The organism is Amycolatopsis sp. CA-128772 (assembly GCF_002904295.1).
In the GTDB taxonomy this organism is placed as follows: Bacteria; Actinomycetota; Actinomycetes; order Mycobacteriales; family Pseudonocardiaceae; genus Amycolatopsis.
This window is the reverse complement of sequence record NZ_PPHG01000009.1, coordinates 110,789-133,437: the sequence shown is the minus strand read 5'-3', so window position 1 is coordinate 133,437 and position 22,649 is coordinate 110,789. Positions and strand designations below refer to the sequence as shown.

The following is a 22,649-nucleotide window of genomic DNA, read 5'->3' as shown; positions in this document are numbered from 1 at the left end:
GACCCGGTGGTCGTCTCTGGAGCACGACGAAGGGGAACAACCGATCATGACCGACAGCCAGGGCATGCCCAACTACCCCGGCGACCAGCCGAACCAGCCCGGCGGGCAGCCGAACTACCCCGGCGGGCAGCCGGGTGGCTACCAGCCGGGCCCGCCCCCGAGCAACTACCTCGTGTGGGCCATCCTCACCACGATCCTCTGCTGCCTCCCGTTCGGCATCGCGTCGATCGTGCAGGCCACCAGGGTGAACGGGCTGTGGGCGCAGGGCCAGACCGCGGCCGCGCAGCAGGCCGCCGACGCGGCCAAGAAGTGGGCGATCATCGCCGCGATCGTCGGTGTCGTGCTCAACGTGCTGTGGATCATCCTGCTGATTTCGGGTGCGTTCGCGATCAACACGACGGTGCCGTCGCGATACTGACGTAGCCGAGCAGCAGGAGGATCCGCGTGACCGACCAGTACCCGCCGCCGTACCCGCCCTACGGCGGGCCGCCTCCCGGTTACGGCTACCCGCCCAACTACGGGCCGCCGCCGGACAACAACATGGTGTGGGCCATCCTGAGCACCGTCCTGTGTTGCCTGCCCCTGGGCGTGGTCGCGATCGTGAAGGCCGGCCAGGTGCAGTCGCTCTGGTTCCAGGGCTTCCACGCCGAGGCGCAGAAGGCCGCCGCCGACGCCCGCAAGTGGGCGATGTGGTCGGCCATTTCGGTCGGGATCCTCCTGCTGCTCTACATCATCTTTTTCGTCGTGCTGTCGGCGATCGGCATCTCGGCGATCGGGTGGTCGTCGTGACCGCGACGACCGTCTACACGGGAATTCCCGCGCACGGCACCCGGCAGAAGCTGCGGGCGCTCGCCCCGCCGCTGGCCGTCGTCGGCGGGCTCGCCGTGTGCAGCGTGGTGGTCTGGGTCGGCGACCCGACCACCCCCGGCGGGTTCCTGCCCCTCTGCCCGACGAAGGCGATGTTCGGCATCGACTGCCCGGGCTGCGGCGGCATGCGGATGGCGTACAGCCTGATGCACGGCGACATCCCGGCGGCGTTGCACTACAACGCCGTGTCGTTCGTCTTCGTGTTCCTCTTCGTCTGGAGCATGGCGGCGTGGACGCTCGGGCGCCTGCGTGGCCGCGCGATGAACAGCTGGCTGCACTGGCGGTGGACGCCCCTGGTGTTCGGCGTGGTGTTCGTCGTCTGGTTCGTCATTCGCAACCTCCCGTTCGCCCCGTTCAGCGGCCTGCGCGTCTGACCCGCCGTTCACCCGGACGACTGAAGCCTGAGCAGAACCGCCGATTGCGAACCGAGTACGCTCCCGCGGACCACGCCGTTCACCGGGGGTGGTCCCGCACGGGTGTGCGGTGGAGTGACCAGCGAGGGGGAGACCCAATGACCGATCCCTACGGTCAGCAGTCCTTCGGGCAGCAGCCCGGTGGCCAGCAGCCGTTCGGGCAGCCGCCGCCGGGGCAGGCGCCGTACGGGCAGCCCACGCCCTACGGGCAGCCGGCGCCGTTCGGGCAGCCGGCGCCCTACGGCCAGCAGGGCAATCCCTTCGGCCCGCCGCGGAACTACGCGGCCTGGGGCCAGCGCGCCCTCGGCGCGCTCATCGACTTCGGGCCCGTCGTCCTGCTGTACGCGATCGTCATCCCGCTGTCGTTCAGCGGGAACATGGGCTCGCTGCTGACGGTGCTCGTCGGGTTCGCCTGGCTCGGCTGGTCGATCTACAACCGGTGGATCCAGCAGGGCAACACCGGGCAGTCGCTCGGCAAGCGCGTCGCGAAGATCAAGCTCGTCCGCGAGGACACCGGGCAGCCGATCGGCGCCGGCATGGCGTTCGTGCGCGACCTCGCCCACTTCGTCGACAACATCATCTGCTACGTCGGCTGGCTGTGGCCGCTCTGGGACGACAAGAGCCAGACCCTCGCCGACAAGATCATCGGCACCGTCGTGGTCAACGCCGACGACGCGGCCGCGCCGTTCGCGCCGCAGAGCGCGCAGTCGTTCGCCGGCGGCTTCCCGCCGCCGGGCCAGCCGGGCCAGTTCGGCCAGCCGCCGTCCGGTGGTTTCCCGCAGCAGCCCGCGTCCGGCGGCTTCCCGCAGCAGCCGCAGTCCGGCGGGTTCGAGCAGCAGCCCGCGCCGGGCGGCTTCGGCCAGCCGCAGCCGGGCGGGTTCGGCCAGCCGCCGTCCTCCGGCGGCTTCGGGGCCCAGCCCCCGCAGCCGGGCGGGTTCGGGCAGCAGCCCCTCGCGCCGCCGCCGGGTGGCGGTGCGTTCGACGAGCAGGCCGAGCGCACCCAGATGCTGCGCCCGGGCCAGGGAAGCGGCTCCGCCTTCGACGAGCAGGCCGAGCGGACGCAGATGCTGCGCCCGGACGCCCAGGGCGAATCCGAGGCGACCCAGAAGATCCAGCCGGGCCAGTTCGGGCAGCAGCCGCCGAACGACCAGCGCTGAGGCGCTTTTCCGCACAACGCCGGGGTTTCCGGCGGAAGTTCACGAACAGTTGGGGTAGAACGTCATGACCAATCCCTACGGCCAGCAGCAGCCCTACGGCCAGCAGCCGCAGCAGCCGCAGCAGCCCGGCTACGGCCCGCCGTCCGGCGGCATGCCGGCGCCCTACGGGCAGCCCGCGCCGTACGGGCAGCCGGCGCCGTACGGGCAGCCTGGGCCGTACGGCCAGCCGCCCACCGGTGGCTTCGGCGCGCCCGGTTACGGCATGCCCGGCGGCGGCGACCTCAACGCCATCAAGGACTACAAGGGCTGGGCCATCGCCTCGCTCTTCCTCGGCGGCATCATCCTCGGGATCTTCGCGATCATGAAGTCCAACGAGGTCGGCACGTACAAGATGCAGGGCAACTACATGATGGCGGAGCAGGCGTCGCGGACGACCAAGACGCTCTGCCTGGTCTCCTCGATCCTGGGCGGCCTGAGCTGCGTCATCCTGCTGTTCGCGGTGATCATCCCGCTCATCGCGTTCAGCGCGTCCTGCGGCCGCTACTGCTGAACCCGGGTCGGTCCACCCCGGCATCACCCCGAAGTGGGACGATGTCGGGGTGGTGAACCTCTACCGCGACACCGGGGTGGTGTTGCGCACGCACAAGCTGGGTGAGGCCGACCGGATCGTCACCCTGCTGACCCGGCGGCACGGCAAGGTCCGCGCCGTCGCGAAGGGCGTGCGGCGCACCTCGTCGCGCTTCGGGGCGCGGCTGGAGCCGTTCGGCCACGTCGACGTGCAGTTCTACACCGGCCGGACGCTCGACGTGATCACCCAGGTCGAGACCGTCGACGCGTTCCAGCTGCCGCTGGTCGCCGACTACCAGAGCTACACCGCGGCCAGCGCGATCGCCGAAACCGCGGACCGGCTCTCGGCCGAAGAGGGCGAGCCGGTGCTCAAGCTGTACCTCCTCGTCGTGGGGGCGCTGCGGGCGCTCGCCGACGGGCAGCGCGATTCATCCCTGGTGCTCGACGCGTTCCTGCTCCGCGCGATGTCCTACGCCGGCTGGGCGCCCGCGCTCACCGAGTGCGCCCGCTGCGGCCTGCCCGGCCCGCACAAGGCGTTCAGCATCGCCGCGGGCGGCTCGATGTGCTCCGACTGCCGGATCGCCGGCTCCGTGCACCCCGCCCCCGAGGTCCTGGACCTGCTCACCGCCCTCCTGCACGGCGAATGGCCGCTGGCCGAGTCGACCCTGCCCGGCACCCGCCGCGACGCGAGCGGCCTGGTCGCGGCGCACCTGCAGTGGCACCTGGAGCGGCAGCTGAGGTCCCTTCCCCTGGTCGAGCGACGCGCCCGGGAAGCGGTGGCACCCGGAGGCTCACCCACCAGAACCCCCGGCAGGCAGGCGGTGCCCGGGCAGTAGGGTCGGGCCTGATCGGATTCACCCATCCAGGGAGGCTCGCCGTGCTGCGCAGGGGACGCGAGAACAAGGCGTCGCGATACGAGCTGCGGGCCCCGGATCCGCACCCGTCGGGCGCGAAACCACCGGAAATCCCGCGGGAGCTGGTGCCCAAGCACGTAGCGCTGGTCATGGACGGCAACGGCCGCTGGGCCAACCAGCGCGGCCTGCCGCGGATCGAGGGCCACAAGCGCGGCGAAGCGGTGATGATCGACGTCGCCGCGGGAGCCGTCGAAATCGGCGTCAAGTGGCTCTCGGTGTATGCGTTCTCGACCGAGAACTGGAAGCGCAGCCCCGAAGAGGTGCGGTTCCTGATGGGCTTCAACCGCGACACCATCCGCCGCCAGGTCGACTACCTCGGCTCGATCGGCGTGCGCATCCGCTGGGCCGGGCGGCGGCCGAAGCTGTGGGCGTCGGTGATCAAGGAACTGCAGGCGGCCGAGGAGAAGACCAAGCACAACACCGCGCTGAACATGACCATGTGCGTCAACTACGGCGGCCGGGCCGAGCTGGGTGACGCGATGCAGCGGATCGCGCAGGACGTCGCCGCCGGGAAGCTGAACCCCGACAAGGTCAACGAGAAGACCATCGGGAAGTACCTGTACCAGCCGGACATGCCGGACGTGGACCTGTTCCTGCGGCCCTCGGGCGAGCAGCGGACGTCGAACTTCCTGCTGTGGCAGTCGGCCTACGCCGAGATGGTCTACCAGGACACGCTGTTCCCGGACTTCGACCGGACGCACCTCTGGCGGGCCTGCCTGGAGTTCGCGAAGCGGGATCGCCGCTTCGGCGGCGCGGTCGACCAGGCGGCTTCGTCGTGAGCGCCACGGAAGCGGCCGAAACCGCGGAGCTGCTGACGCGGGCGAGGGAGTCACTGGAGCGCTACCTCGAGGTGCACGTCGACGACGACGGCGCGCTGACGTTCTCCCACGGCGGCGTCCCGTGCGTGATCCAGGCGACCCGGCTCGGCGAGGGCCTCACCGTGCTCACGCTGACCTGCGTGGTCGGCTGGGACCTGGTGGATTCGCCTTCGCTCTCGATCGCCGTCGCCGAGCGGGCCGGGCAGGGCCTGTTCGGGACGCTCGGGATCGGGCATTCGGACAACGGGGCCGACGTGACGCTGCGGTACGCGTTCCCGGCGGCCGGCCTGGACGAGGCGGCGCTCGGGACGTTGCTGATGCTGGTCGTGTCGACGGCGTCGCAGCTGCGGACCGATCTGCCCGGAATCGTGCCCGGCGACTGACCCGTCCGGGGTGGATTTTCCGCCGCGAACGGAGGATTCCGTACCGAAACGGACCGTGATCTTCCCTTCGCGGACCGTGCGGGTCACGTCCGGTCGGACGGTCCTGGCATCATCGCCGTCGTGAACATCGTTTCCGACACCGAGGCCGGGCCCGGCCGGCGCACCCGCCGGTTCCGGATCAGCTCGGTCGAAGTGCTGTGCGCGATCCTGCTGATCGCGATCCTCGCGCAGGGGTGGCTGCAAGAGGTGTTCGACGTGCCCGCGTTGCGCACCGGCTCGACGGTGTTCGTCGCCGTCTGCGTGCAGGCGCTGCCGTTCCTCGTGCTGGGCGTGCTGATCAGCGGGGCCATCGCGGCGTTCGTGCCGGCTCGCGTGCTGGAGAAGATCATGCCCCGCCGGCCCGGCGCGGCGGTCGGTGTCGCCGGGCTGGCCGGGGTCGCGCTGCCGGGCTGCGAATGCGCCTCGGTCCCGGTGGCCCGGCGGCTGATGGGGCAGGGCGTGGCCCCCGCCGCGGCGCTGACGTTCCTGCTGGCGGCCCCGGCGGTGAACCCGGTGGTGCTGGTGGCGACGGCGGTGGCGTTCCCCGGCAAGCCGGAGATGGTCCTGGCCCGGTTCGCGGGTTCGCTGGCCACGGCGATGGTGATGGGCTGGCTGTGGGCCCGCTGGGGCAAGCTCGAGTGGATCACCGCGCGGGCGCTGCAGCGTCTCCCGGAGGTCGCGGCCGGCCGGCGGTGGCGGGTGTTCGCCGAGACCGCGCGCACGGACCTGGTCGAGGCGGGCGGTTTCCTGGTGCTGGGGGCGCTGATCTCGTCGGCGCTGAACGTCCTGGTGCCGGCTCGCTGGTTCGGCGTGCTGGGTGACCAGCTGGTGCTGGGGGTGGTGGTGCTGGCGGTGCTGGCGGTGGTGCTGGCCCTGTGCAGCGAGGCGGACGCGTTCGTCGCGGCCTCGCTGGCGGCGCTGCCGTTGCTGCCGAAGCTGGTGTTCCTGGTGGTGGGCCCGGCGATCGACGTGAAGCTGTTCGCGTTGCAGGCGGGCACGTTCGGCAGGTCGTTCGCGGCGAGGTTCGCCCCGGCGACGTTCGTGGTGGCGGTGGCCTGCGCGGTGGGGGCCGGATTCCTGGTGGGGGTCGCGTGAAACGGGAGACCCAGAACATCCTGCTGATCCTGCTCGGCGGGGCGCTGGTCAAGATCGCGGTCAACGGCGACTACCTGCGGTACGTCAAACCGGCGCAGCAGCCGTGGATCGTCGCGGGCGGCGCCGTGATGGTGGTGCTGGGCGCGGTCGCGATCGTGCGCGACCTCCTGGCGGCGCGGCGGTCCGTGAGCCACGACCACGACGGGCACGCGCACTCCGCTCGTCCGGCGTGGCTGCTGCTGGTGCCGGTGCTGGCGGTGTTCCTGGTGGCGCCGCCGGCCCTGGGCGCGGACTCGGTGATCCGCACCGAGGCCCGGGCCCCGGCGAGCGCGGCGGCGGCCGACGCGGCGGCGTTCCCGCCGCTGCCGGCGGGGAACGTGGTGCCGTTGCCGGTCAACGAGTTCGTCAGCCGCGCGGGGTGGGATGCCGCCGGCACCCTCAACGGCCGCACGGTTTCCCTTACCGGCTTCGTCGTGCACACCGGAGGCCGGACGTTGCTGGCGCGCCTGGTGATCAGCTGCTGCGCGGCGGACGCGTTCCCGGTGACGGTCCACCTCCGCGGCGGCGAAGCCGACCACCTCGCGAGCGACGCCTGGATCCAGGTGACCGGCCAGGTGGTCCCGGGCACGGCCACGAAAGCGACGAGCTACACCCCCGACTTCACCCCGGCTTCGGTGACGACCGTCCCCACTCCGGAGGACCCCTACGAGTACTGACAATCCGGTACCCAGCGGGTCGGCCTGCGTACCCAGACGGTCGGTTTGCGTACCCGGAGGGTCGGATCGGCGGGCCGACCCTGCGGGTACGCGGGCCGACCCTGCGGGTACGCGAGGAGCGGTCGGGGCCGGGCTAGTGCTCGGCGCAGGTGCCGGTGATCTCCACCGTGTGCGAAATCTCCGAAAAGCCGTGCTCGGCCGCGATCTTCTCCGCCCAGCGCTCCACCGCCGGCCCCTCGACCTCGACCGTGCGGCCGCACAGGCGGCACACCAGGTGATGGTGGTGGTGGGCCGAACAGCGGCGGTAGATCGCTTCGCCCGAATCCGTGCGCAGGACGTCGATCTCGCCGGCCTCCGACAGGGACTGCAGGGTGCGGTACACCGTCGTCAGGCCGATGCCGTCGCCGCGTTTGCGCAGCTCGTCGTGCAGTTCCTGGGCGCTGCGGAAGTCGTCGATCGTGCTCAGCAGCTCGACGACCGCGGCTCGCTGCCGGGTGGATCGGCGCCCGGGGACCGGGGCCTGGCTGCGCGACGCGGCGGTGTCCATCACTTTCCTTCCTGCACGTGGGCGACGGCGTCGACCACGATGTGCGCCAGGTGGTCGTCGGCGAGCCGGTAGACGACCTCGCGGCCGCGGCGCTCGCCCTGGACCACCCCGGCCGTCTTCAGCACCCGCAGGTGCTGGCTGATCAGCGGCTGCGCGACGTCGAGGGCGTCCACCAGCTCGTGCACGCAGCGGTCGGCTTCGCGCAGCTGCAGCACGATCGCGATCCGGACCGGCGCCGCCAGCGCGCGCAGCAGGTCGCCCGCGTCGCCCAGGACCGACGGCGAGGGGTGCGCCGGGGACGCCGGCGTGCACTCCGCGAGCCCCGGCGGGCCGTCGCTCCCCGTCACCGTCGCCATTCCCGCCTCCACCGCTGCTCGTCCGCCACCCGCGACCATGAATTCCGTAGTCATTGCCGATAACGGCGTCGCCCATCCTAGTGTTCCCCCGGTCGGGACCTCTGCTTCGGCGCCGAGCTGCGGGGTACGGCCGGTCGTATTACCCCATCCGGGTGAGTTCGTGGGATATTGGCCCTTCGGCTTCGCATGCGGTGGCCGACGGTGCAAGGTTGTCGCGGAGAGTTTCGTCGCTTCTCGTACGCTGACGACCCGCCTGAGCAGAGCAGTGGGGAGACATGAGGCGTTTCGTGACGAGGGCGGTCGCCGTGACGGCCGTGGTGTTCCCCCTGGCCGGAGTGGGCGTGGCCGGGGCGCAGAGCCAGGCCGTCGACGAGAAGACCGGCCCGGTTTCGTTCGCGAACATCGCCTCGGTGCGGATCGGGGCCGAAGGCCAGCGCGGCGGCGCCCTGATCACCGAAACGCAGCGGTCACCGCTGCTGCCCGGCCAGTCGAAGCTCGGCGCGGACCGCGTCTCGGTGCCCAAGGACGACGGCGAGCGCGCCACCTTCGGCGGGCACTACCAGATCGACCTCGGCCGTTACAGCGCGTCACAGAACCCGTACCCGCCGGGCGTCCCGAGCCGGGACCACAACGTCTTCGCCGCCCTGCAGGCCACCACCGTCCCCACCGCCGTCGCGGAGACGAACTACGCGCTGCGCGACACCTGGCAGGGCGGGGCCAAGCCGGCCGACAACACCGTGCTCGTCCTGGAAGGGGCCAAAACCTCGGTCGACTGCACCGGCCCGGCGAAACTTTCCTCGGCGAGCTCGGTGACGCGGCTGTGGGTGCGCCAGGCCGGGGGCGGGCTCGGCATCGTCCCGATGCCCGGCGGCAACGCCGGTCTCCAGCTGGCGAACCTGCGCCTCGGCCCGCCCGGCGACATCACGAACGCCGACCGGGCGACGACGGTCTCCGACCTCAAGCTGACCCGCGTCGCCGTCTTCGACCAGCTGATCCGCCAGGACGGCTGGCGCAGCGGCGACTTCACCGCCGTCGCCGGCTGGCGGATCGAGATCACCACCCACGTCAAGGACGCCCAGGGCGCCGCGCTGCAGGACGTGCGGACCACCATCGTCCTCGGCGGGGTCAGCTGCTCGGTGCCGAAGGGGTTCGTCGCGAAGGCCGCCGGTCCGGCCGGCGGGGCGACCGCCACCCAGGCCCCGGTGCCGACGCAGGTACCGGCCGGGTACCTGGGCGCGGCTGCGCCCGCCACGGACAGCGACGGTTCCCGCGTCCCGCTCGGCCTCGGCCTGCTCTTCGGCGGGGTGTTCTTCGCCGCGGTCGCGCTGCTGCTCGGCCGGCGGCGCAAGACCGGGTCGGGCTAGGTGCTGCGCACCGCGCTGGCCGCCGTCTCGGCGGCGCTGGCCGTGGCCGCCTTCGCGGCCGGGATCATCGTGCTGACCTGGCTGCCGCCGACCACCACCACGTCGCTCGCCGCCCCGCCGCCCGGCGCCCTGCCGGGAGAGGACGCGGCCCCGGCCGTGCTGCCCGCCGACAGCGAGTCCGCCGCGCAGCAGCGGCCCGGCACGGTCCGGCTGCCCGGCGGCGCCACCGCCCGCCTGGTCCGCACCGAACTCACCGGCACCGGCGTGCTGCCGATTCCGCGCGGCCTCGGCGACGCCGCCTGGTGGGGCGCCAAGCTGGGCGCGGCCCAGGGGGCGGCGCTGCTGTCCGGGCACGTGAACTGGGAGGGCCGGCGCGGGCCGTTCGACGAGCTGTGGCGGCTGCGCCGGGGCGACGAGGTCAGCGTCGTCGACGCGCGCGGCGGCCGGTGGGTCTACCGCGTGGACGACGTCGTCACGGTGCCGAAGGAACTGCTGCCGGCCCAGGCCACCCGGTGGTTCGGGCAGGACGGCCCGCACCGGCTCGTGCTGGTGACCTGCGGCGGCGACTACGTCGGCGGAACCGAGGGCTACGACGAGAACCGCCTGGTCACCGCCCGGCTGGTGACGCGCCCCACCGGCTGATCGAACTCGCTGCAACCTCCTGCGCTCTTCGCGGCATGTCCCTCCGTGCACTGCCCCCGACCGCGAAGGAGCACAAGCACATGCAGGACCCGAACCCGGCGGAGCCGAAGAAGAGCTCCGGCCGCTGGTGGATCGTCGGCGTCGCCGGGGCGTTCCTGGTCGCGGCGCTGGTCGTGACCCTGCTCGTGTTCACTGGAAAGGATGAACCCGCCGTCGCGAACGGCGCGGGCGCGCCCGTCCCGGCCGCGAACCAGCCCGCGTCGCCGAACACCGCCCAGGACGCCGGCAAGGCGCCGGCGCAGCTGTCCCTGCCCGGCGGCGGCACCGCGAAGCTGATCCAGGAGGGCCTGGACGCCGCGGGCGCGCTGAAGATCCCGGAGGGGCTTGACGAAGCCGCCTGGTGGGGCGCGAACCTGGGCGCCGACCACGGTGTCGCGCTGCTGTCCGGGCACGTCAACTGGAAGGGCAAGAAGGGCCCGTTCAACGAGCTCTGGCAGGTGAAGCAGGGGCAGGAGGTCAAGCTGACCGACGCCGCGGGCGGCGCCTGGGTGTACCGGATCGACGCCACCGAGACCGTGCACAAATCGGACCTCGCCGGCCGCTCCGAGCAGCTGTTCGACCCGGCCGGCCCGCACAAGCTGCTGCTGGTCACCTGCGGCGGCGAGTACGTCGGCGGCAGCGAGGGGTACGAGGACAACCGCGTCGTGACGGCGTCGCTGGTGGCGCGGCCGTAGGCTCACCTGCGCGAAAAGCGGTGGGCCCCGGCCGATACCCTGGACGTTCAGTCCTGAACCGTCCCCGCAAGCTTTTCGGAGCGTGGAGTGCCCACGAACACCATTGAGAAGATCATCAGCCTGTGCAAGCGCCGTGGTTTCGTCTTCGCCAGCGGAGAAATCTACGGCGGCACCCGCTCTGCGTGGGACTACGGGCCGCTCGGGGTCGAGCTCAAGGACAACATCAAGCGCCAGTGGTGGAAGACCGTGGTCCAGGGCCGCGACGACGTCGTCGGCCTCGACTCGTCGGTGATCCTGCCGCGTGAGGTCTGGGTCGCTTCGGGGCACGTCAACGTGTTCACCGACCCGCTGATCGAGTGCCTGTCGTGCCACAAGCGCTTCCGCGCCGACCAGCTCGCCGAGGAGTTCGCGGCGCGCACCGGCAAGGAGACCAGCGAGGACGACCTGTCCGAGGTGCCGTGCCCGAACTGCGGCACGCGCGGCCAGTACACCCCGCCGCGGGACTTCAACATGATGCTGAAGACCTACCTCGGCCCGGTGGAGTCCGAAGAGGGCCTGCACTACCTCCGCCCGGAGACCGCGCAGGGCATCTTCGTGAACTTCTCCAACGTCCAGACGACCTCGCGCAAGAAGCCGCCGTTCGGCATCGGCCAGATCGGCAAGTCCTTCCGCAACGAGATCACGCCGGGCAACTTCATCTTCCGGACGCGCGAGTTCGAGCAGATGGAGATGGAGTTCTTCGTCGAGCCGGGCGAGGACGAGCGCTGGCACCAGTACTGGATCGACCAGCGCACGGAGTGGTACACCGACCTCGGCATCAAGGCCGAGAACCTGCGCCACTACGAGCACCCGAAGGAAAAGCTCTCGCACTACGCGAAGCGCACCGTCGACATCGAGTACCGGTTCGCGTTCAACGCGGGTCAGGAGTGGGGCGAGCTCGAGGGCATCGCGAACCGCACCGACTTCGACCTGACGACGCACTCGAACCACTCGGGCCAGGACCTGTCGTTCTTCGACCAGGCCTCGGGCCAGCGGTACCGGCCGTTCGTCATCGAGCCGGCGGCCGGTGTCGGGCGCTCGATGATGGCGTTCCTGGTGGACTCCTACGTCGAGGAAGAGGTGCCGAACGCCAAGGGCGGCACCGACATCCGCGTGGTGCTGAAGCTCGATCCGCGGCTTTCGCCGTTCAAGGTCGCGGTGCTGCCGCTCTCGCGCAACGCCGACCTGACCCCGAAGGCCAAGGAGGTGGCGGCGACCCTGCGCAAGCACTGGAACGTCGACTTCGACGACGCCCAGGCGATCGGCCGCCGCTACCGGCGCCAGGACGAGATCGGCACGCCGTACTGCGTCACGGTGGACTTCGACTCGCTCGAGGACCAGGCCGTGACCGTGCGCGAGCGCGACTCGATGTCGCAGGAGCGGATCGCGATCGACCAGCTCGAGTCCTACCTGGCGGGCCGCCTCATCGGCTGCTGACCCACCCGGCTTCCGAGCGCCCCAATGTGGCGTTCGGTGCGTTGGATGCACCGAACGCCACATTGGGTGCGTTGGACGCAACCAACGCCACATTGGGGCGCTTGGGGCCGGGACCCCTGACACCTGTCACGGCCAAGACGTGACGCACGATCCGGGGACCCGGGCCTTCCGGGCGGCAGCCTGGGGACATGCGAGAAACAGACACCCAGGCGGTGGCGGCGGGGGCCGCGGTCCATCTCACCGGCCTGCGCAAGCACTACGGCGAAGTCCACGCGGTCGACGGCGTCGACCTGACGATCGCCCCGGGCGAAGTGGTCGCCCTGCTCGGCCCCAACGGCGCCGGCAAGTCCACCACCGTCGACATGATCCTCGGGCTGACCAGCCCCGGCGCCGGTGACGTGCGCGTGTTCGGGCGCAAGCCGATCGACGCCGTCCGCGCCGGCCTGATCGGCGCGATGCTGCAGGGCGGGGCCCTGATGGACGACCTGACCGTCGGCGAGACCGTCGGCATGGTCGCGGCGCTGCGCCGCAAGCCGATGCCGGTGGCCCAAGCCCTGCGCGCCGCCGGTGTCGAGGAGCTGGCCGGCCGCCGGGCGAACAAGCTCTCCGGTGGCCAGAAGCAGCGTGTGCGGTTCGCCGTCGCCCTGGTCAGCGACCCGGACCTGCTGATCCTCGACGAACCGACCGCGGCGATGGACGTCGGCACGCGGCGCGAGTTCTGGCAGTCGATGTACGCCTTCACCGAGTCCGGCCGCACCGTCCTGTTCGCGACGCACTACCTCGAAGAGGCCGAGGAGTTCGCCGACCGCGTGGTGCTGATGCGCCGCGGCCGGATCGTCGCCGACGGCTCCGTCGCCGAGGTCCGCGCGCTGGCCGGCGGCCGCACGCTGCGCGCCGCCGTCCCGGGCGCCACCGAAGCCGTCATCGCGGCGCTGCCCGGCGTCAAGGAGTTCGAGCTGCGCGGCGACCGCGTCGCGATCTCCAGCGCCGACTCCGACGCCACGCTGTGGGCGCTCAAGGCCGCGGTGCCGGCCGCACGCGACGTCGAAATCAGCGCCGTCGGCCTCGAAGGCGCCTTCCTGTCCCTGACCGCCGACGAGACCGCGGAGCCCGTGCGATGAACGCCACCTACCTGCTCACCGAGATCCGCCGCAACTTCCGGGCGCCGCGGTTCCTGATCTTCGTCGTGGCCTTCCCGGTGCTGATGTTCCTGTTGCAGGCCAACGTCTTCACCAAGACGAGCGATCCGGACCACGCGCAGATCGCGGCCGTGATCATGATCGACATGATGACGTTCGGCGTCTTCGCCGCGGCGACCAACAGCGGCGCCCGGCTCGCCCTGGAACGGGCCGTCGGCTGGCAGCGGCAGCTGCGCCTGACCCCGCTGACCGGCACCGGTTACCTGGCCGGCAAGGGGATCTCCGGGATGCTCGTGGGGCTGCCCGCGCTGGTGCTCGTCCCGCTGCTGGGCGTGCTGGCCGAGGGCGTGCACGTCGACGCGAGCGGCTGGGTCCGCATCTTCGCCGGCATCTGGCTCGGCACGATCCCGCTGGTGCTGCTGGGCCTGCTGCTCGGCCAGTTCGGCACGCCGGATTCGATGCAGCCGATCAACATGCTCGTCACGCTCGGCATGGGATTCCTGGGCGGGCTGTGGATCCCGATCGAGACGATGCCCGGCTGGATGCACGACGTCGCCCAGCTCATGCCGACCTACTGGGTGCTGCAGGTGGCGCGACCGGCGGTGACCAGCGACCTGGTGGTCTCGCTGCCGCAGGCCGTCGGCGTGCTCGGCGGGTGGACGGTAGTGCTCGGGGCGCTGGTGATCAGGCGTTACCTTAAGGACAGCGCCCGCGTCTGAGGGCCGGAGGGGAATGGCGATGGCGGAGTCCGAGAGCCACAAGTTCGGCCTGGGCAACCGGGAGACGTGGTGGGCGGACCCGCCACGCGGCCGTGACGGCGGCGGGCCCGACAAGGTGCGGTGGCCGATCTTCTCGATCGTGTTCACCCTGCCGTTCTTGATCCCGGTCACCAAGTCACTGCTGGCGCACCCGGTGACGCCCGCCGTGGTGGTGCTGTGGGTGCTGGTCTACGGCTACGCGGCCTCGTACGCGTTCTTCCCGATGGTGTTCGACCACGGCCGCCCGGCTCGGTTCGCCTACGGGATCGGGATGCTCGTACTCGGGCTCGCCGTGGTCACCGCCGTGCACGCCAACCCGTTCGTCATGCTCTACGGCACCGCGGTGATGGTCTTCCTGGTGGCGCCGGTGTGGGTGGTGATCCTCGACGGTGGGGCCCTCGTGGTGGCGGTCGGGATCCTCCTGCTGACCGGCCGCTTCGCGGACGACTACGGGGACTTGATCACGGTCGCGTCGGTCACGCTGGCGATGTTCTTCATGTCCAGCCTGATCCGCGCCGTCCGGCACCTGGAACAGGCCAACAAGGAGATCGCCACGCTGGCCGTGGCGAACGAGCGGGAGCGGCTGGCCCGCGACCTGCACGACCTGCTCGGGCACAGCCTCACCACGATCACCGTCAAGGCGGGGCTGGCCCGGCGGGTGCTGGAGAGCGCCGGCGACATCCCGCGGGCGGTCGAGGAGATCCGCGAGGTGGAGAGCCTCACCCGCAGCGCGCTGTCCGACGTCCGCGCGACCGTGTCGGCGAACCGCGAGGTGTCGCTGTCGGTCGAGCTCGTCGGCGCCCGCGCGGCGCTGCGAGCCGCGGAAATCGACGCCGACCTGCCGCACGCCGTCGACAACGTCCGGCCGGAGTTCCAGAACCCCTTCGGGTACGTGCTGCGGGAAGCCGTGACGAACGTCCTGCGCCACTCCGGCGCCAAGCGGGTGCGCGTGCGGCTGGGGGAGAACTGGCTGGAGGTCGAGGACGACGGCCGGGCCACCGAGCTCGTCCAGGGCAACGGCCTGCGCGGGCTCGCCGAGCGGCTCGAAGCCGTCGGGGGCACCGTGCGGGCGTCCGTCCGGCCCGGGGGAGGATTGCTGGTGCGGGCGGAGATCCCGCACCCCGAACCGAGCCCGGCCGCCCCGGCCGTGCGCGCCGAACCCGCGGGAGGACTCGCTTGATCCGGGTGCTGCTGGCCGACGACCAGGCCATGGTCCGCGGGGCCCTGGCCACCGTGCTGGGCCTCGAGAACGACATCGAGGTGGTCGGGCAGGTGGGCTCCGGCGACGAGGTGGTGGCCGCCGCCCGCGAGGCGAAGCCCGACGTCGCCCTGCTGGACGTCCAGATGCCCGGCAAGGACGGCCTGGAGGCCGCGGCCGACCTGCGGGCCGCGCTGCCGTCGTGCCGGGTGATCATCTGCACGACGTTCGGGCGGCCCGGCTACCTCGCCCGCGCGATGGCGGCCGGTGCGGCCGGGTTCGTCGTCAAGGACGCGCCGCCGGAACAGCTCGTCGAAGCCGTCCGCCGGGTCCACAGTGGACTGCGGGTGGTGGATCCGGCGCTGGCCGCGGAATCCCTCGCCACCGGTGCCAGCCCGCTCACCGGGCGGGAGCGGGACGTGCTGCGGGAGGCCAAGGACGGCAGCACGGTGGCCGACGTGGCCCGCGCCCTGCACCTGTCCGAAGGCACCGTCCGCAACCACCTGTCCGCGGCGATCGGGAAGACCGGGGCGCGGACGCGGGCCGAAGCCGTGCGCGTCGCCGAGGAGCGTGGCTGGCTCTGAGCCGGTTCTGAAAGAATGGGCCGGGTGGGTACCGCTGAACGCACCAAACCGTCGCGCGCGAGCTGGGCGCGCCGGATCGTCCTCGGCACGCTGCTGATGCTGCTCGCGCTCGTCGGCGGCACGGCGTTCCGCGTGTGGGAGGTGGCCCGCGAGAACGACCGGCGGCCCGCCGACGTCATCGTGGTGCTGGGGGCGGCCCAGTACAACGGCAAGCCGTCGGACATCTACGCGGCCCGGCTGGTGAAGGCCAAGCAGCTCTACGACGCGGGGGTCGCGAAGACGATCGTCACCGCGGGTGGCAAGAAGGCCGAGGACAACTTCACCGAGGCCCGGGCCGGCCAGCTGTGGCTGACCCGGCGCGGCGTGCCGGCGTCGGCGACCCTGGCGGTCGGCGAAGGCAGTGACACGCTGCGGAGCCTGCGCGCGGTCGCCCAGCAGGTGGAGGCGCGCGGCTGGCGGACGGCGGTGCTGGTCAGCGACCCGTGGCACTCCTTCCGCGCCCGGACCATGGCCGCCGACCTGGGGCTGGAGGCGTGGACCGCGCCCACGCACAGCGGGCCGATCGTCCAGGAGCGCGTCACCCAGGTGCGGTACATCATCCGCGAGACCGGCGCGCTGCTGTACTACCGGCTGACGAAGACGCCCGCGGACGACCTGTTCGCCACTTTCCTCGGCTGAGTTTTGTCGGCGACTTCCGGGGGCTTCGCCCCAGGTCGGGGGCTCCGCCACCCGAACGCCCGAAGAATGTCGGTGGTCGCGTTTAGGCTGGTCATGTGGACTACACCGAGCACGAAACCGCCCGCCTGCTGCCGGAGCCGGCGAAGGGCGCCGCGCTGCCCGGCGCGCGGGCGGACGGGCGCAGTGCGTTCTCCCGCGACCGCGCCCGGGTGCTGCACTCCGCCGCGCTGCGGCGGCTCGCGGGCAAGACCCAGGTGGTCGGGCCGGGGGAGGGCGCCGAGGTCACCGGCGTCCCGCGCACCCGGCTGACGCATTCGCTGGAGGTCGCGCAGATCGGCCGGGGCATCGCCGGCGAGCTGGGCGCGGACCCGGACCTGGTGGACACCGCGGGGCTGGCGCACGACATCGGGCACCCGCCGTTCGGGCACAACGGCGAGCGCGCGCTCGACGAGGTGGCCGGCGCGTGCGGCGGGTTCGAGGGCAACGCGCAGACGTTGCGCATCCTCACCCGGCTCGAGCCCAAGCTGCTGTCCGCCGAGGGTGACCCGGTCGGGCTGAACCTGACCCGCGCCTGCCTGGACGCGACCACGAAGTACCCGTGGGCCCGCAAACCGGGGCAGGTGAAGTACGGCGTGTACGGCGACGACCTGCCGGTGTTCGAGTGGTTCCGGGCGGGTGCGCCGCCGGAGCGGACGTGCCTGGAGGCCCAGATCATGGACTGGGCCGACGACGTGGCGTACTCGGTGCACGACGTCGAGGACGGCGTGCTGGCCGGCCGGATCAAGCTGCGCGTGCTCGCCCACCCGGACGAGCGCGCGGCCGTCGCCGAGGCCGCCGCCAAGCACTTTTCGGCGCAGTCTGTGTCCACATTGGAGGATGCGGCCGCGGAACTGCTGGCGCTGCCGGTGGTCGCGGCCCTCGTGTCCGCCGAGCCGGACGGTTCGCCGGGGGCCCAGGTCGCCCTGAAACGGCTGACGAGCGAGCTGGTCGGCCGCTTCACGACGGCGGCGGTCACCGGCACGCGCGCGGAGTTCGGTGAGGGCCCGCTCGGGCGCTACCGGGCGCGCCTGTGCGTCCCGGACCAGGTGGCGGCCGAGGTGGCCCTGCTGAAGGCGCTGGCCCTGCGGTACGTGATGAGCGACCGCCGCCGGCTGGCGATGCAGGAGGGCCAGCGCGAGCTGCTGGTCGACCTGGTCCACGCCCTGGCCCAGCGCGCCCCGGAGTCCCTCGACCCGCTGTTCGTCCCGGCCTGGAACGCGGCGGCGGACGACGCGGGCCTGCTGCGCGTGGTGGTCGACCAGGTCGCCTCCCTCACCGACGCCCAAGCCCACGCGTGGCACTCCTGGCACGTCACCCGCCACCACCGCTGACCCGTGACCAGAGAGCCGACACGCGTGCTTGGGAAGCCGACACGCGTGCTCGGGGAGCCGACACGCGTGATCAGGGAGCCGACACGCGTGCTCGGGGAGCCGACACGCGGGGAGGGCCGGTCCGCGCCGTGTCGACCTCCCCATCACGCGAGTTGACCTTCGAATCACGTGCGTTGACCCTTCGATCACGGTGATGCCTGTGGAGCACGGCCGAGGGGGGGCGAAACTTTCGCGGGCGTTTTGTCATCCTCGGGTGGAGTTGCGCGCGGGCGGCCGGTGGGGGGTCCCGGTCCGGTAGTCTCGCCCGCATGGCCACGGACAGCCACCTCCGGTTCGCCCTCGCCGTCCACTCGGCCCTTGGTGCCGAGGGCGGGAACACCTGCTTTTCGCCCTACTCGGTGGCCAGTGCGCTGACCCTCGCCGCCCGCGCCGCGCGGGGGCGGACCCGGGACGAGCTGGTCGCCCTGGTCGGTGACCCGGACGCGCAGACCGTCCTGCTGCGAGAGGCCGCCGAGCTGAGCGAGGACGAGCCCGAGCTGGCCGTCGCCAACACGCTGTGGGCCGACGACCGGCTCCCGCTCGAGGACTCCTTCAAGGCCGGACTCGCCGAGTGGCCCGGCGCCGCCGTCGCGAGCGCGCCCTTCGAGAAGGAGCCCGAAGCCGCCCGGGCGCTCATCAACGACGACGTCGGCCGCACCACGCGCGGGCTGATCCCGCAGCTGCTGCTGCCCGGCTCGATCGACTCCGACGTCGCCGCCGTGCTCGTCAACGCGCTGTACCTCAAAGCCGCCTGGAAACTGCCGTTCCGCGAAGCCAATACCAGCGACGCGCCCTTCCACGCGCCGTCCGGCACCCGGGACGTGCCGACCATGTGGCTCAGCGAGAGCGTCGGTTACGCGCACGCCGGCGGCTGGCAGGCGGTGCAGCTGGCCGCGGCCGGGGGCCTGCAGGCCGTCGTGCTGCTGCCCGACGGCGACCTCGCGGAAGCCACCCTCGACCAGACGGCCCTGACGAGCCTCCTCGACGAGATCCGCTTCAAGCGCGTCGAGCTTGCCCTCCCCAAGATTTCGCTCGACGTCGCCAGCTCGCTGACCGGCGTGCTGCGCGGCCTCGGCGTCCGCACGATGTTCACCGGCGACGCCGACCTGAGCGGGCTCTCGCCCGACCCGCGGCTGACCGTGTCCGAGGTGCTGCACCAGGCCGTGCTGCGCGTCGACGAACAAGGCTTCGAGGGGGCCGCGGCCACCGCGCTGACCATGCGCCTGACCTCGATGATGATCGACGACCCGGTCGCCGTCACGGTGGACCGGCCGTTCCTGCTGCTGGTCCGGCACGCCGGCACCGGGGCGCTCTACTTCCTCGCCAGGGTGGTCGAACCGTGAGCTTGAAGTCCGAAGCCGTTCCCGAGCTGGTCCCGCCCGCTCCCGAACCGCCCGAGGGCCCGAAGCGCTGGGCTTGGCCGGATTCCGCGATCGCCGGCGGGTTCCTGCTGTTCACGATCCTGCTCTACAACGGGCTGTGGTTCGACCTCAAGCGCGGCTACCTCTGGAACGGCGCGGCCGACCAGAGCCAGTGGGAGTGGTATTCGACGGTCGTCGCGAAGGCCGTCCTGCACTTCCAGAACCCGTTCACCACGGACCTGCAGAACTACCCGTTCGGCGTCAACATGGCGGCGAACGCGGCGATGTTCGGCCTGAACATCCCGCTCGCCCCGATCACGTTGACCTTCGGTGCGACGCTGACCTGGGCGATCGTGCTCACCGCGGGCCTCGCCGGCACCGCGATCGGCTGGTACTGGGTGTTCTCCCGGCACCTGGTGCCGAACCGGACGGCGGCCGCGATCGGCGGCGCGTTCTGCGGCTTCGCCCCGCCGATGATCTCGCACGGCAACGCGCACCCGAACTTCGTGGTGCTGTTCGTGCTGCCGTTCATCGCACTCAAGACCATCCAGATCGCCCGCGGCGAACGCCCGGTCCGCAACGGGATCGTGCTCGGGCTGCTCGTCGCGTGGCAGATCCTGCTGGGCGAAGAGCCGCTGGCCATCTTCGCGCTCACCTTCCTCGTCTTCGCGGTCTGCTACCTGATCCCGCGCCGCGGCGAGATCCGGGGCATGCTGGCGCCGCTGGGCAAGGGCGTCGGCATCGGCGCGGTGGTCGCGCTGCTCATCGCCGGCTTCCCGCTGTACTGGCAGTTCTTCGGCCCGCAGAGCTTCCACTCGCTGCTGCACGGCCCGGCGGGCAACGACACGGCGGCGTTCACCCGCTTCGCGACGCAGTCGATCGCCGGCGCGCCGGAAGCGGCCGCGGACGTGTCGATGAACCGCACCGAGGAGAACGCGTTCTTCGGCTGGCCGCTGATCGTGCTGATGGTCGTGCTCACGGTCTGGCTGTGGCGCGACGTCGTGTCGCGGGCGCTCGCGATCACGATGTACGTGATGGCGCTGCTTTCGCTCGGCGTCGAGATCACGGTGGCGCACGACGACACCGGCATCGCCGGCCCGTGGAAGTGGCTGGGCCAGCTGCCGCTGCTGGACTCCCTGCTCGAATCCCGGCTCGCGATGGGCTGCATCCCGGTGGCCGGCGCGCTCCTGGCGATCGCGACGCACCGCGTCTGGACGGCGGCGGCCGAGCAGCCGGCGCCGCTCGAGGGCAAGCCGCCGTTCCCGCTGCGGATGATCTGGATCGGCGCGGTGGTGGCGGTGCTGCTGCCGATCGCGCCGACGGAGCTGGTGACGCACCAGCGTCCCCTGTCGCCGCCGTTCTTCGCCGACGGCATCTGGCGCCAGTACGTCGCGCCCGGCGGGTCGCTGGTGCCGGTGCCGCTGCCGAGCACCGGCGAAGCCGAACCGCTGCACTGGCAGGTCGACGCGGGCCTCGGCTACCCGATGCCGGAGGGCTACTTCGTCGGTCCGACGTCGGCGACGGACCGCAGCGGCCGGTACGGCGCCGTTCCGCGGCCGACGTCCGACCTGTTCGCGCAGGTCGAGCGGACCGGCCAGGCGGCGGAGGTCACCGAGGTGGACCGCACCCAGGCGCTCGCGGACCTGCGGGCCTGGAACGCGGACGTGCTCGTGGTCGGGCCGCGGCAGAACCAGGAAGCCCTGAAGTCCACTGTGGAGCTGCTGCTGCGGAAACCCGCGGAGTTCGTCGGCGGTGTGTGGATCTGGGACGTCCGCCCGCTGACGCCGTGAGTAGAGTCGGTGCGTGACCACTGTGGACGAACAGGGCCGGCCCGAACCGCCCCTCGACGGTGACGAAGCCACGACGCTGCTGGGCTTCCTCGACTTCCACCGCGCGACGCTGGCCTGGAAGTGCGCCGGCCTGGACGCGGCGGGCCTGCGCGCGACGGTGGCCCCGTCCACGCTGACGCTCGGCGGGCTGCTCAAGCACCTGGCGTACGTGGAGGACCACTGGTTCTCCCACGTGCTCTCGGGCCACGACCGGGCGGCGCCGTTCGACACGGTGGACTGGACGGCAACGCCCGACTGGGACTGGGAATCCGCCGCGGACGACACCCCCGAGCAGCTCGTGCGGCTCTGGGAGGACGCGGTCGCCCGCTCGCGCGAACTCCTCGGGCGCGCCCTGGCGGACGACGACCTGTCCCAGCGGGCCCGGCGCCCGCGGGGGGACGGCAGCCGGCCGAGCCTGCGCTGGATCCTGGTCCACATGGTCGAGGAGTACAGCCGGCACAACGGCCACGCGGACCTGATCCGTGAGTCGATCGACGGCAGCACGGGGGAGTAGCCCGGCGGCTGACCTGCGGCCTCAGCCGTCGCGCTGCGCGATCTGGAAGACGTTGCCGAACGGGTCGCGGACCATCGCGCGCCGGTCGCCGTAGGGCGTCTTCGCCGGTTCCTCCAGGCTCGCCGCGCCGCAGTCGAGGGCGCGGCGGTACGTCGCGTCCGCGTCGGCCACGTACACGTGCAGGAACGCCGGGAACAGCGCGCGCTCGCCCTCGGCCGACACCATGACCAGCGAGCCGCCGATCCGCAGCTGCGCCGGCCGGCCGTTCTCGACCTCGCCGGTCGCGCCGAAGACCGTGCGCAGGAACGCGACGGCGGCGACGAGGTCGGTCACCACCATCCGCGGGACCACCGTCGGGAAACCCGGGTTCATACCGGGACACCCAAGCCGGTTCCGGGCCGGCGCACAAGTCAGGACCGCAGGCCGACCAGCTTGACCAGGAACCGGTCGAGCTGCTCGACGGCGGGTGGCCACGGCAGGTCGGGCTCGTTGATGCGCTGGGCGAGCATGCCGTTGACGGCGGTCCGCAGGTCGATGGCCACGGTCACGGCGTCGTCCGCCGGGGCCAGGCCCGCGTCCATGCACCGCTGCACCGCCTCGGTCGTGCGGGCGACCATGACCTCCTTGAACGGCATCCCGTGCCGCCGGTGGACCGTGCTCTCGTGCAGCACCTTGTAGAGCCCCGGGTGCTCGCGGGCCCACGCGGCCTGCGCCAGGATCCGGGCGCGCAGGGCGGCCGCCGGGTCCGGGGCGGCCTCGGCCGCTTCGTCGCCGGTGCGGACGAGGTCTTCGTGGCAGCGCCGCATCGCGGCCAGGACCAGCGCGTCGCGGTCCGGGAAGTGCAGGTAGACCGACGTCGCCGCGATCGACACCGCCCGGGCGACGGCCCGCAGGGACAGCGCCTCGTCGTCGGCGAGCTCGTCGAGCATCCGCACGGCGGCCGTGACGATCTCTTCGCGCAGCAGTTCGCCCTGGCCGCGGACGTTCGGGCGGCGCCTGGTCGTCTCTTCCATCGGCGCCCAGTGTAGCTGGACACCCTTTGCGCTACAGGTGTAGCTTCATTGACACTACAGCTGTAGCGCTACGAATGT

Annotated in this window: 27 protein-coding genes; 23 read left to right on the top strand and 4 right to left on the bottom strand. The window is 72.0% G+C overall.

Annotation, left to right across the window (positions count from 1 at the left end):
- Positions 1-46: 46 nt before the first annotated feature.
- From C2L59_RS04170 to C2L59_RS04125, 10 genes are all read left to right on the top strand, one after another.
- The gene (locus tag C2L59_RS04170) at positions 47-418 is read left to right on the top strand and encodes a CD225/dispanin family protein (RefSeq protein ID WP_103348169.1); all 372 of its coding nucleotides are present in this window, start codon (positions 47-49) and stop codon (positions 416-418) included.
- A gap of 26 nt (positions 419-444) precedes the next feature.
- Positions 445-789, top strand: coding sequence for a CD225/dispanin family protein (locus tag C2L59_RS04165; protein WP_103348168.1), 345 nt, complete (start codon positions 445-447; stop codon positions 787-789).
- Positions 786-1,241 carry a DUF2752 domain-containing protein gene (locus tag C2L59_RS04160; RefSeq protein ID WP_103348196.1) on the top strand — a complete coding sequence of 152 codons (456 nt, stop codon included), beginning with the start codon at positions 786-788 and terminating at the stop codon, positions 1,239-1,241. The genes C2L59_RS04165 and C2L59_RS04160 overlap by 4 nt, the downstream gene beginning before the upstream one ends.
- A 137-nt stretch (positions 1,242-1,378) precedes the next feature.
- Positions 1,379-2,437 carry an RDD family protein gene (locus tag C2L59_RS04155; protein ID WP_103348167.1) on the top strand — a complete coding sequence of 353 codons (1,059 nt, stop codon included), beginning with the start codon at positions 1,379-1,381 and terminating at the stop codon, positions 2,435-2,437.
- A 64-nt stretch (positions 2,438-2,501) separates the two neighbouring features.
- On the top strand, positions 2,502-2,987 hold the full coding sequence (locus C2L59_RS04150; RefSeq protein ID WP_103348166.1) for a CD225/dispanin family protein: 486 nt from the start codon (positions 2,502-2,504) through the stop codon (positions 2,985-2,987).
- A gap of 49 nt (positions 2,988-3,036) precedes the next feature.
- Positions 3,037-3,840, top strand: a complete 804-nt coding sequence (gene recO, locus C2L59_RS04145; RefSeq protein WP_103348165.1) for a DNA repair protein RecO — start codon at positions 3,037-3,039, stop codon at positions 3,838-3,840.
- 41 nt (positions 3,841-3,881) lie between these two features.
- A complete protein-coding gene (locus tag C2L59_RS04140; protein WP_103348164.1) occupies positions 3,882-4,697 on the top strand; it encodes an isoprenyl transferase in 816 nt (271 codons plus the stop codon).
- Entirely contained in the window at positions 4,694-5,119 is a 426-nt protein-coding gene (locus tag C2L59_RS04135; RefSeq protein ID WP_103348163.1) for a hypothetical protein, read from the top strand. Before C2L59_RS04140 ends, C2L59_RS04135 begins: the two co-directional genes overlap by 4 nt.
- A gap of 120 nt (positions 5,120-5,239) precedes the next feature.
- Complete coding sequence (locus C2L59_RS04130) at positions 5,240-6,253, top strand: permease (protein ID WP_199198905.1); 1,014 nt, start codon at positions 5,240-5,242, stop codon at positions 6,251-6,253.
- Positions 6,250-6,969 (top strand): TIGR03943 family protein, encoded by a 720-nt coding sequence (locus C2L59_RS04125; protein ID WP_103348161.1) that lies wholly within the window; start codon positions 6,250-6,252, stop codon positions 6,967-6,969. The genes C2L59_RS04130 and C2L59_RS04125 overlap by 4 nt, the downstream gene beginning before the upstream one ends.
- Positions 6,970-7,102: 133 nt before the next feature.
- Here the strand turns inward: C2L59_RS04125 and C2L59_RS04120 are convergent, their stop codons facing one another.
- Both C2L59_RS04120 and C2L59_RS04115 read right to left on the bottom strand, forming a co-directional pair.
- Positions 7,103-7,516 carry a Fur family transcriptional regulator gene (locus tag C2L59_RS04120; protein WP_103348160.1) on the bottom strand — a complete coding sequence of 138 codons (414 nt, stop codon included), beginning with the start codon at positions 7,514-7,516 and terminating at the stop codon, positions 7,103-7,105.
- On the bottom strand, positions 7,516-7,872 hold the full coding sequence (locus tag C2L59_RS04115) for a helix-turn-helix transcriptional regulator (protein WP_103348159.1): 357 nt from the start codon (positions 7,870-7,872) through the stop codon (positions 7,516-7,518). The genes C2L59_RS04120 and C2L59_RS04115 overlap by 1 nt, the downstream gene beginning before the upstream one ends.
- 275 nt (positions 7,873-8,147) lie before the next feature.
- Here C2L59_RS04115 and C2L59_RS04110 point away from each other — a divergent pair, with 275 nt between their 5' ends.
- From C2L59_RS04110 to C2L59_RS04050, 13 genes are all read left to right on the top strand, one after another.
- Positions 8,148-9,236, top strand: coding sequence for a hypothetical protein (locus C2L59_RS04110; RefSeq protein ID WP_103348158.1), 1,089 nt, complete (start codon positions 8,148-8,150; stop codon positions 9,234-9,236).
- Positions 9,237-9,878 (top strand): class F sortase, encoded by a 642-nt coding sequence (locus C2L59_RS04105; RefSeq protein ID WP_103348157.1) that lies wholly within the window; start codon positions 9,237-9,239, stop codon positions 9,876-9,878. It abuts the gene before it with no gap.
- Positions 9,879-9,958: 80 nt separating this feature from the next.
- A complete protein-coding gene (locus C2L59_RS04100; RefSeq protein ID WP_103348195.1) occupies positions 9,959-10,612 on the top strand; it encodes a class F sortase in 654 nt (217 codons plus the stop codon).
- An 87-nt stretch (positions 10,613-10,699) separates the two neighbouring features.
- Positions 10,700-12,088 carry a glycine--tRNA ligase gene (locus C2L59_RS04095; RefSeq protein ID WP_103348156.1) on the top strand — a complete coding sequence of 463 codons (1,389 nt, stop codon included), beginning with the start codon at positions 10,700-10,702 and terminating at the stop codon, positions 12,086-12,088.
- A 188-nt stretch (positions 12,089-12,276) separates the two neighbouring features.
- Positions 12,277-13,209 (top strand): ABC transporter ATP-binding protein, encoded by a 933-nt coding sequence (locus tag C2L59_RS04090; protein WP_199198904.1) that lies wholly within the window; start codon positions 12,277-12,279, stop codon positions 13,207-13,209.
- Positions 13,206-13,946, top strand: coding sequence for an ABC transporter permease (locus C2L59_RS04085; RefSeq protein WP_103348154.1), 741 nt, complete (start codon positions 13,206-13,208; stop codon positions 13,944-13,946). Before C2L59_RS04090 ends, C2L59_RS04085 begins: the two co-directional genes overlap by 4 nt.
- Before the next feature lie 19 nt (positions 13,947-13,965).
- Positions 13,966-15,165 (top strand): sensor histidine kinase, encoded by a 1,200-nt coding sequence (locus C2L59_RS04080; protein ID WP_103348194.1) that lies wholly within the window; start codon positions 13,966-13,968, stop codon positions 15,163-15,165.
- Positions 15,162-15,767 carry a DNA-binding response regulator gene (locus C2L59_RS04075; protein ID WP_103348153.1) on the top strand — a complete coding sequence of 202 codons (606 nt, stop codon included), beginning with the start codon at positions 15,162-15,164 and terminating at the stop codon, positions 15,765-15,767. The genes C2L59_RS04080 and C2L59_RS04075 overlap by 4 nt, the downstream gene beginning before the upstream one ends.
- Positions 15,768-15,791: 24 nt before the next feature.
- Positions 15,792-16,445 (top strand): YdcF family protein, encoded by a 654-nt coding sequence (locus C2L59_RS04070; protein ID WP_103348193.1) that lies wholly within the window; start codon positions 15,792-15,794, stop codon positions 16,443-16,445.
- A gap of 95 nt (positions 16,446-16,540) precedes the next feature.
- Entirely contained in the window at positions 16,541-17,815 is a 1,275-nt protein-coding gene (locus C2L59_RS04065; RefSeq protein ID WP_103348152.1) for a deoxyguanosinetriphosphate triphosphohydrolase, read from the top strand.
- Between the two features lie 308 nt (positions 17,816-18,123).
- Positions 18,124-19,197 carry a serpin family protein gene (locus C2L59_RS04060; RefSeq protein WP_103348151.1) on the top strand — a complete coding sequence of 358 codons (1,074 nt, stop codon included), beginning with the start codon at positions 18,124-18,126 and terminating at the stop codon, positions 19,195-19,197.
- Positions 19,194-21,005: a glycosyl transferase gene (locus C2L59_RS04055; protein WP_233223264.1), complete on the top strand. Its 1,812-nt coding sequence runs from the start codon at positions 19,194-19,196 to the stop codon at positions 21,003-21,005. Before C2L59_RS04060 ends, C2L59_RS04055 begins: the two co-directional genes overlap by 4 nt.
- A gap of 13 nt (positions 21,006-21,018) precedes the next feature.
- Complete coding sequence (locus C2L59_RS04050) at positions 21,019-21,558, top strand: DinB family protein (protein ID WP_103348150.1); 540 nt, start codon at positions 21,019-21,021, stop codon at positions 21,556-21,558.
- Between the two features lie 21 nt (positions 21,559-21,579).
- Here the strand turns inward: C2L59_RS04050 and C2L59_RS04045 are convergent, their stop codons facing one another.
- Both C2L59_RS04045 and C2L59_RS04040 read right to left on the bottom strand, forming a co-directional pair.
- A complete protein-coding gene (locus C2L59_RS04045; RefSeq protein WP_199198903.1) occupies positions 21,580-21,930 on the bottom strand; it encodes a VOC family protein in 351 nt (116 codons plus the stop codon).
- 38 nt (positions 21,931-21,968) lie between these two features.
- Positions 21,969-22,571, bottom strand: a complete 603-nt coding sequence (locus C2L59_RS04040) for a TetR/AcrR family transcriptional regulator (RefSeq protein WP_103348149.1) — start codon at positions 22,569-22,571, stop codon at positions 21,969-21,971.
- Positions 22,572-22,649: the final 78 nt, after the last annotated feature.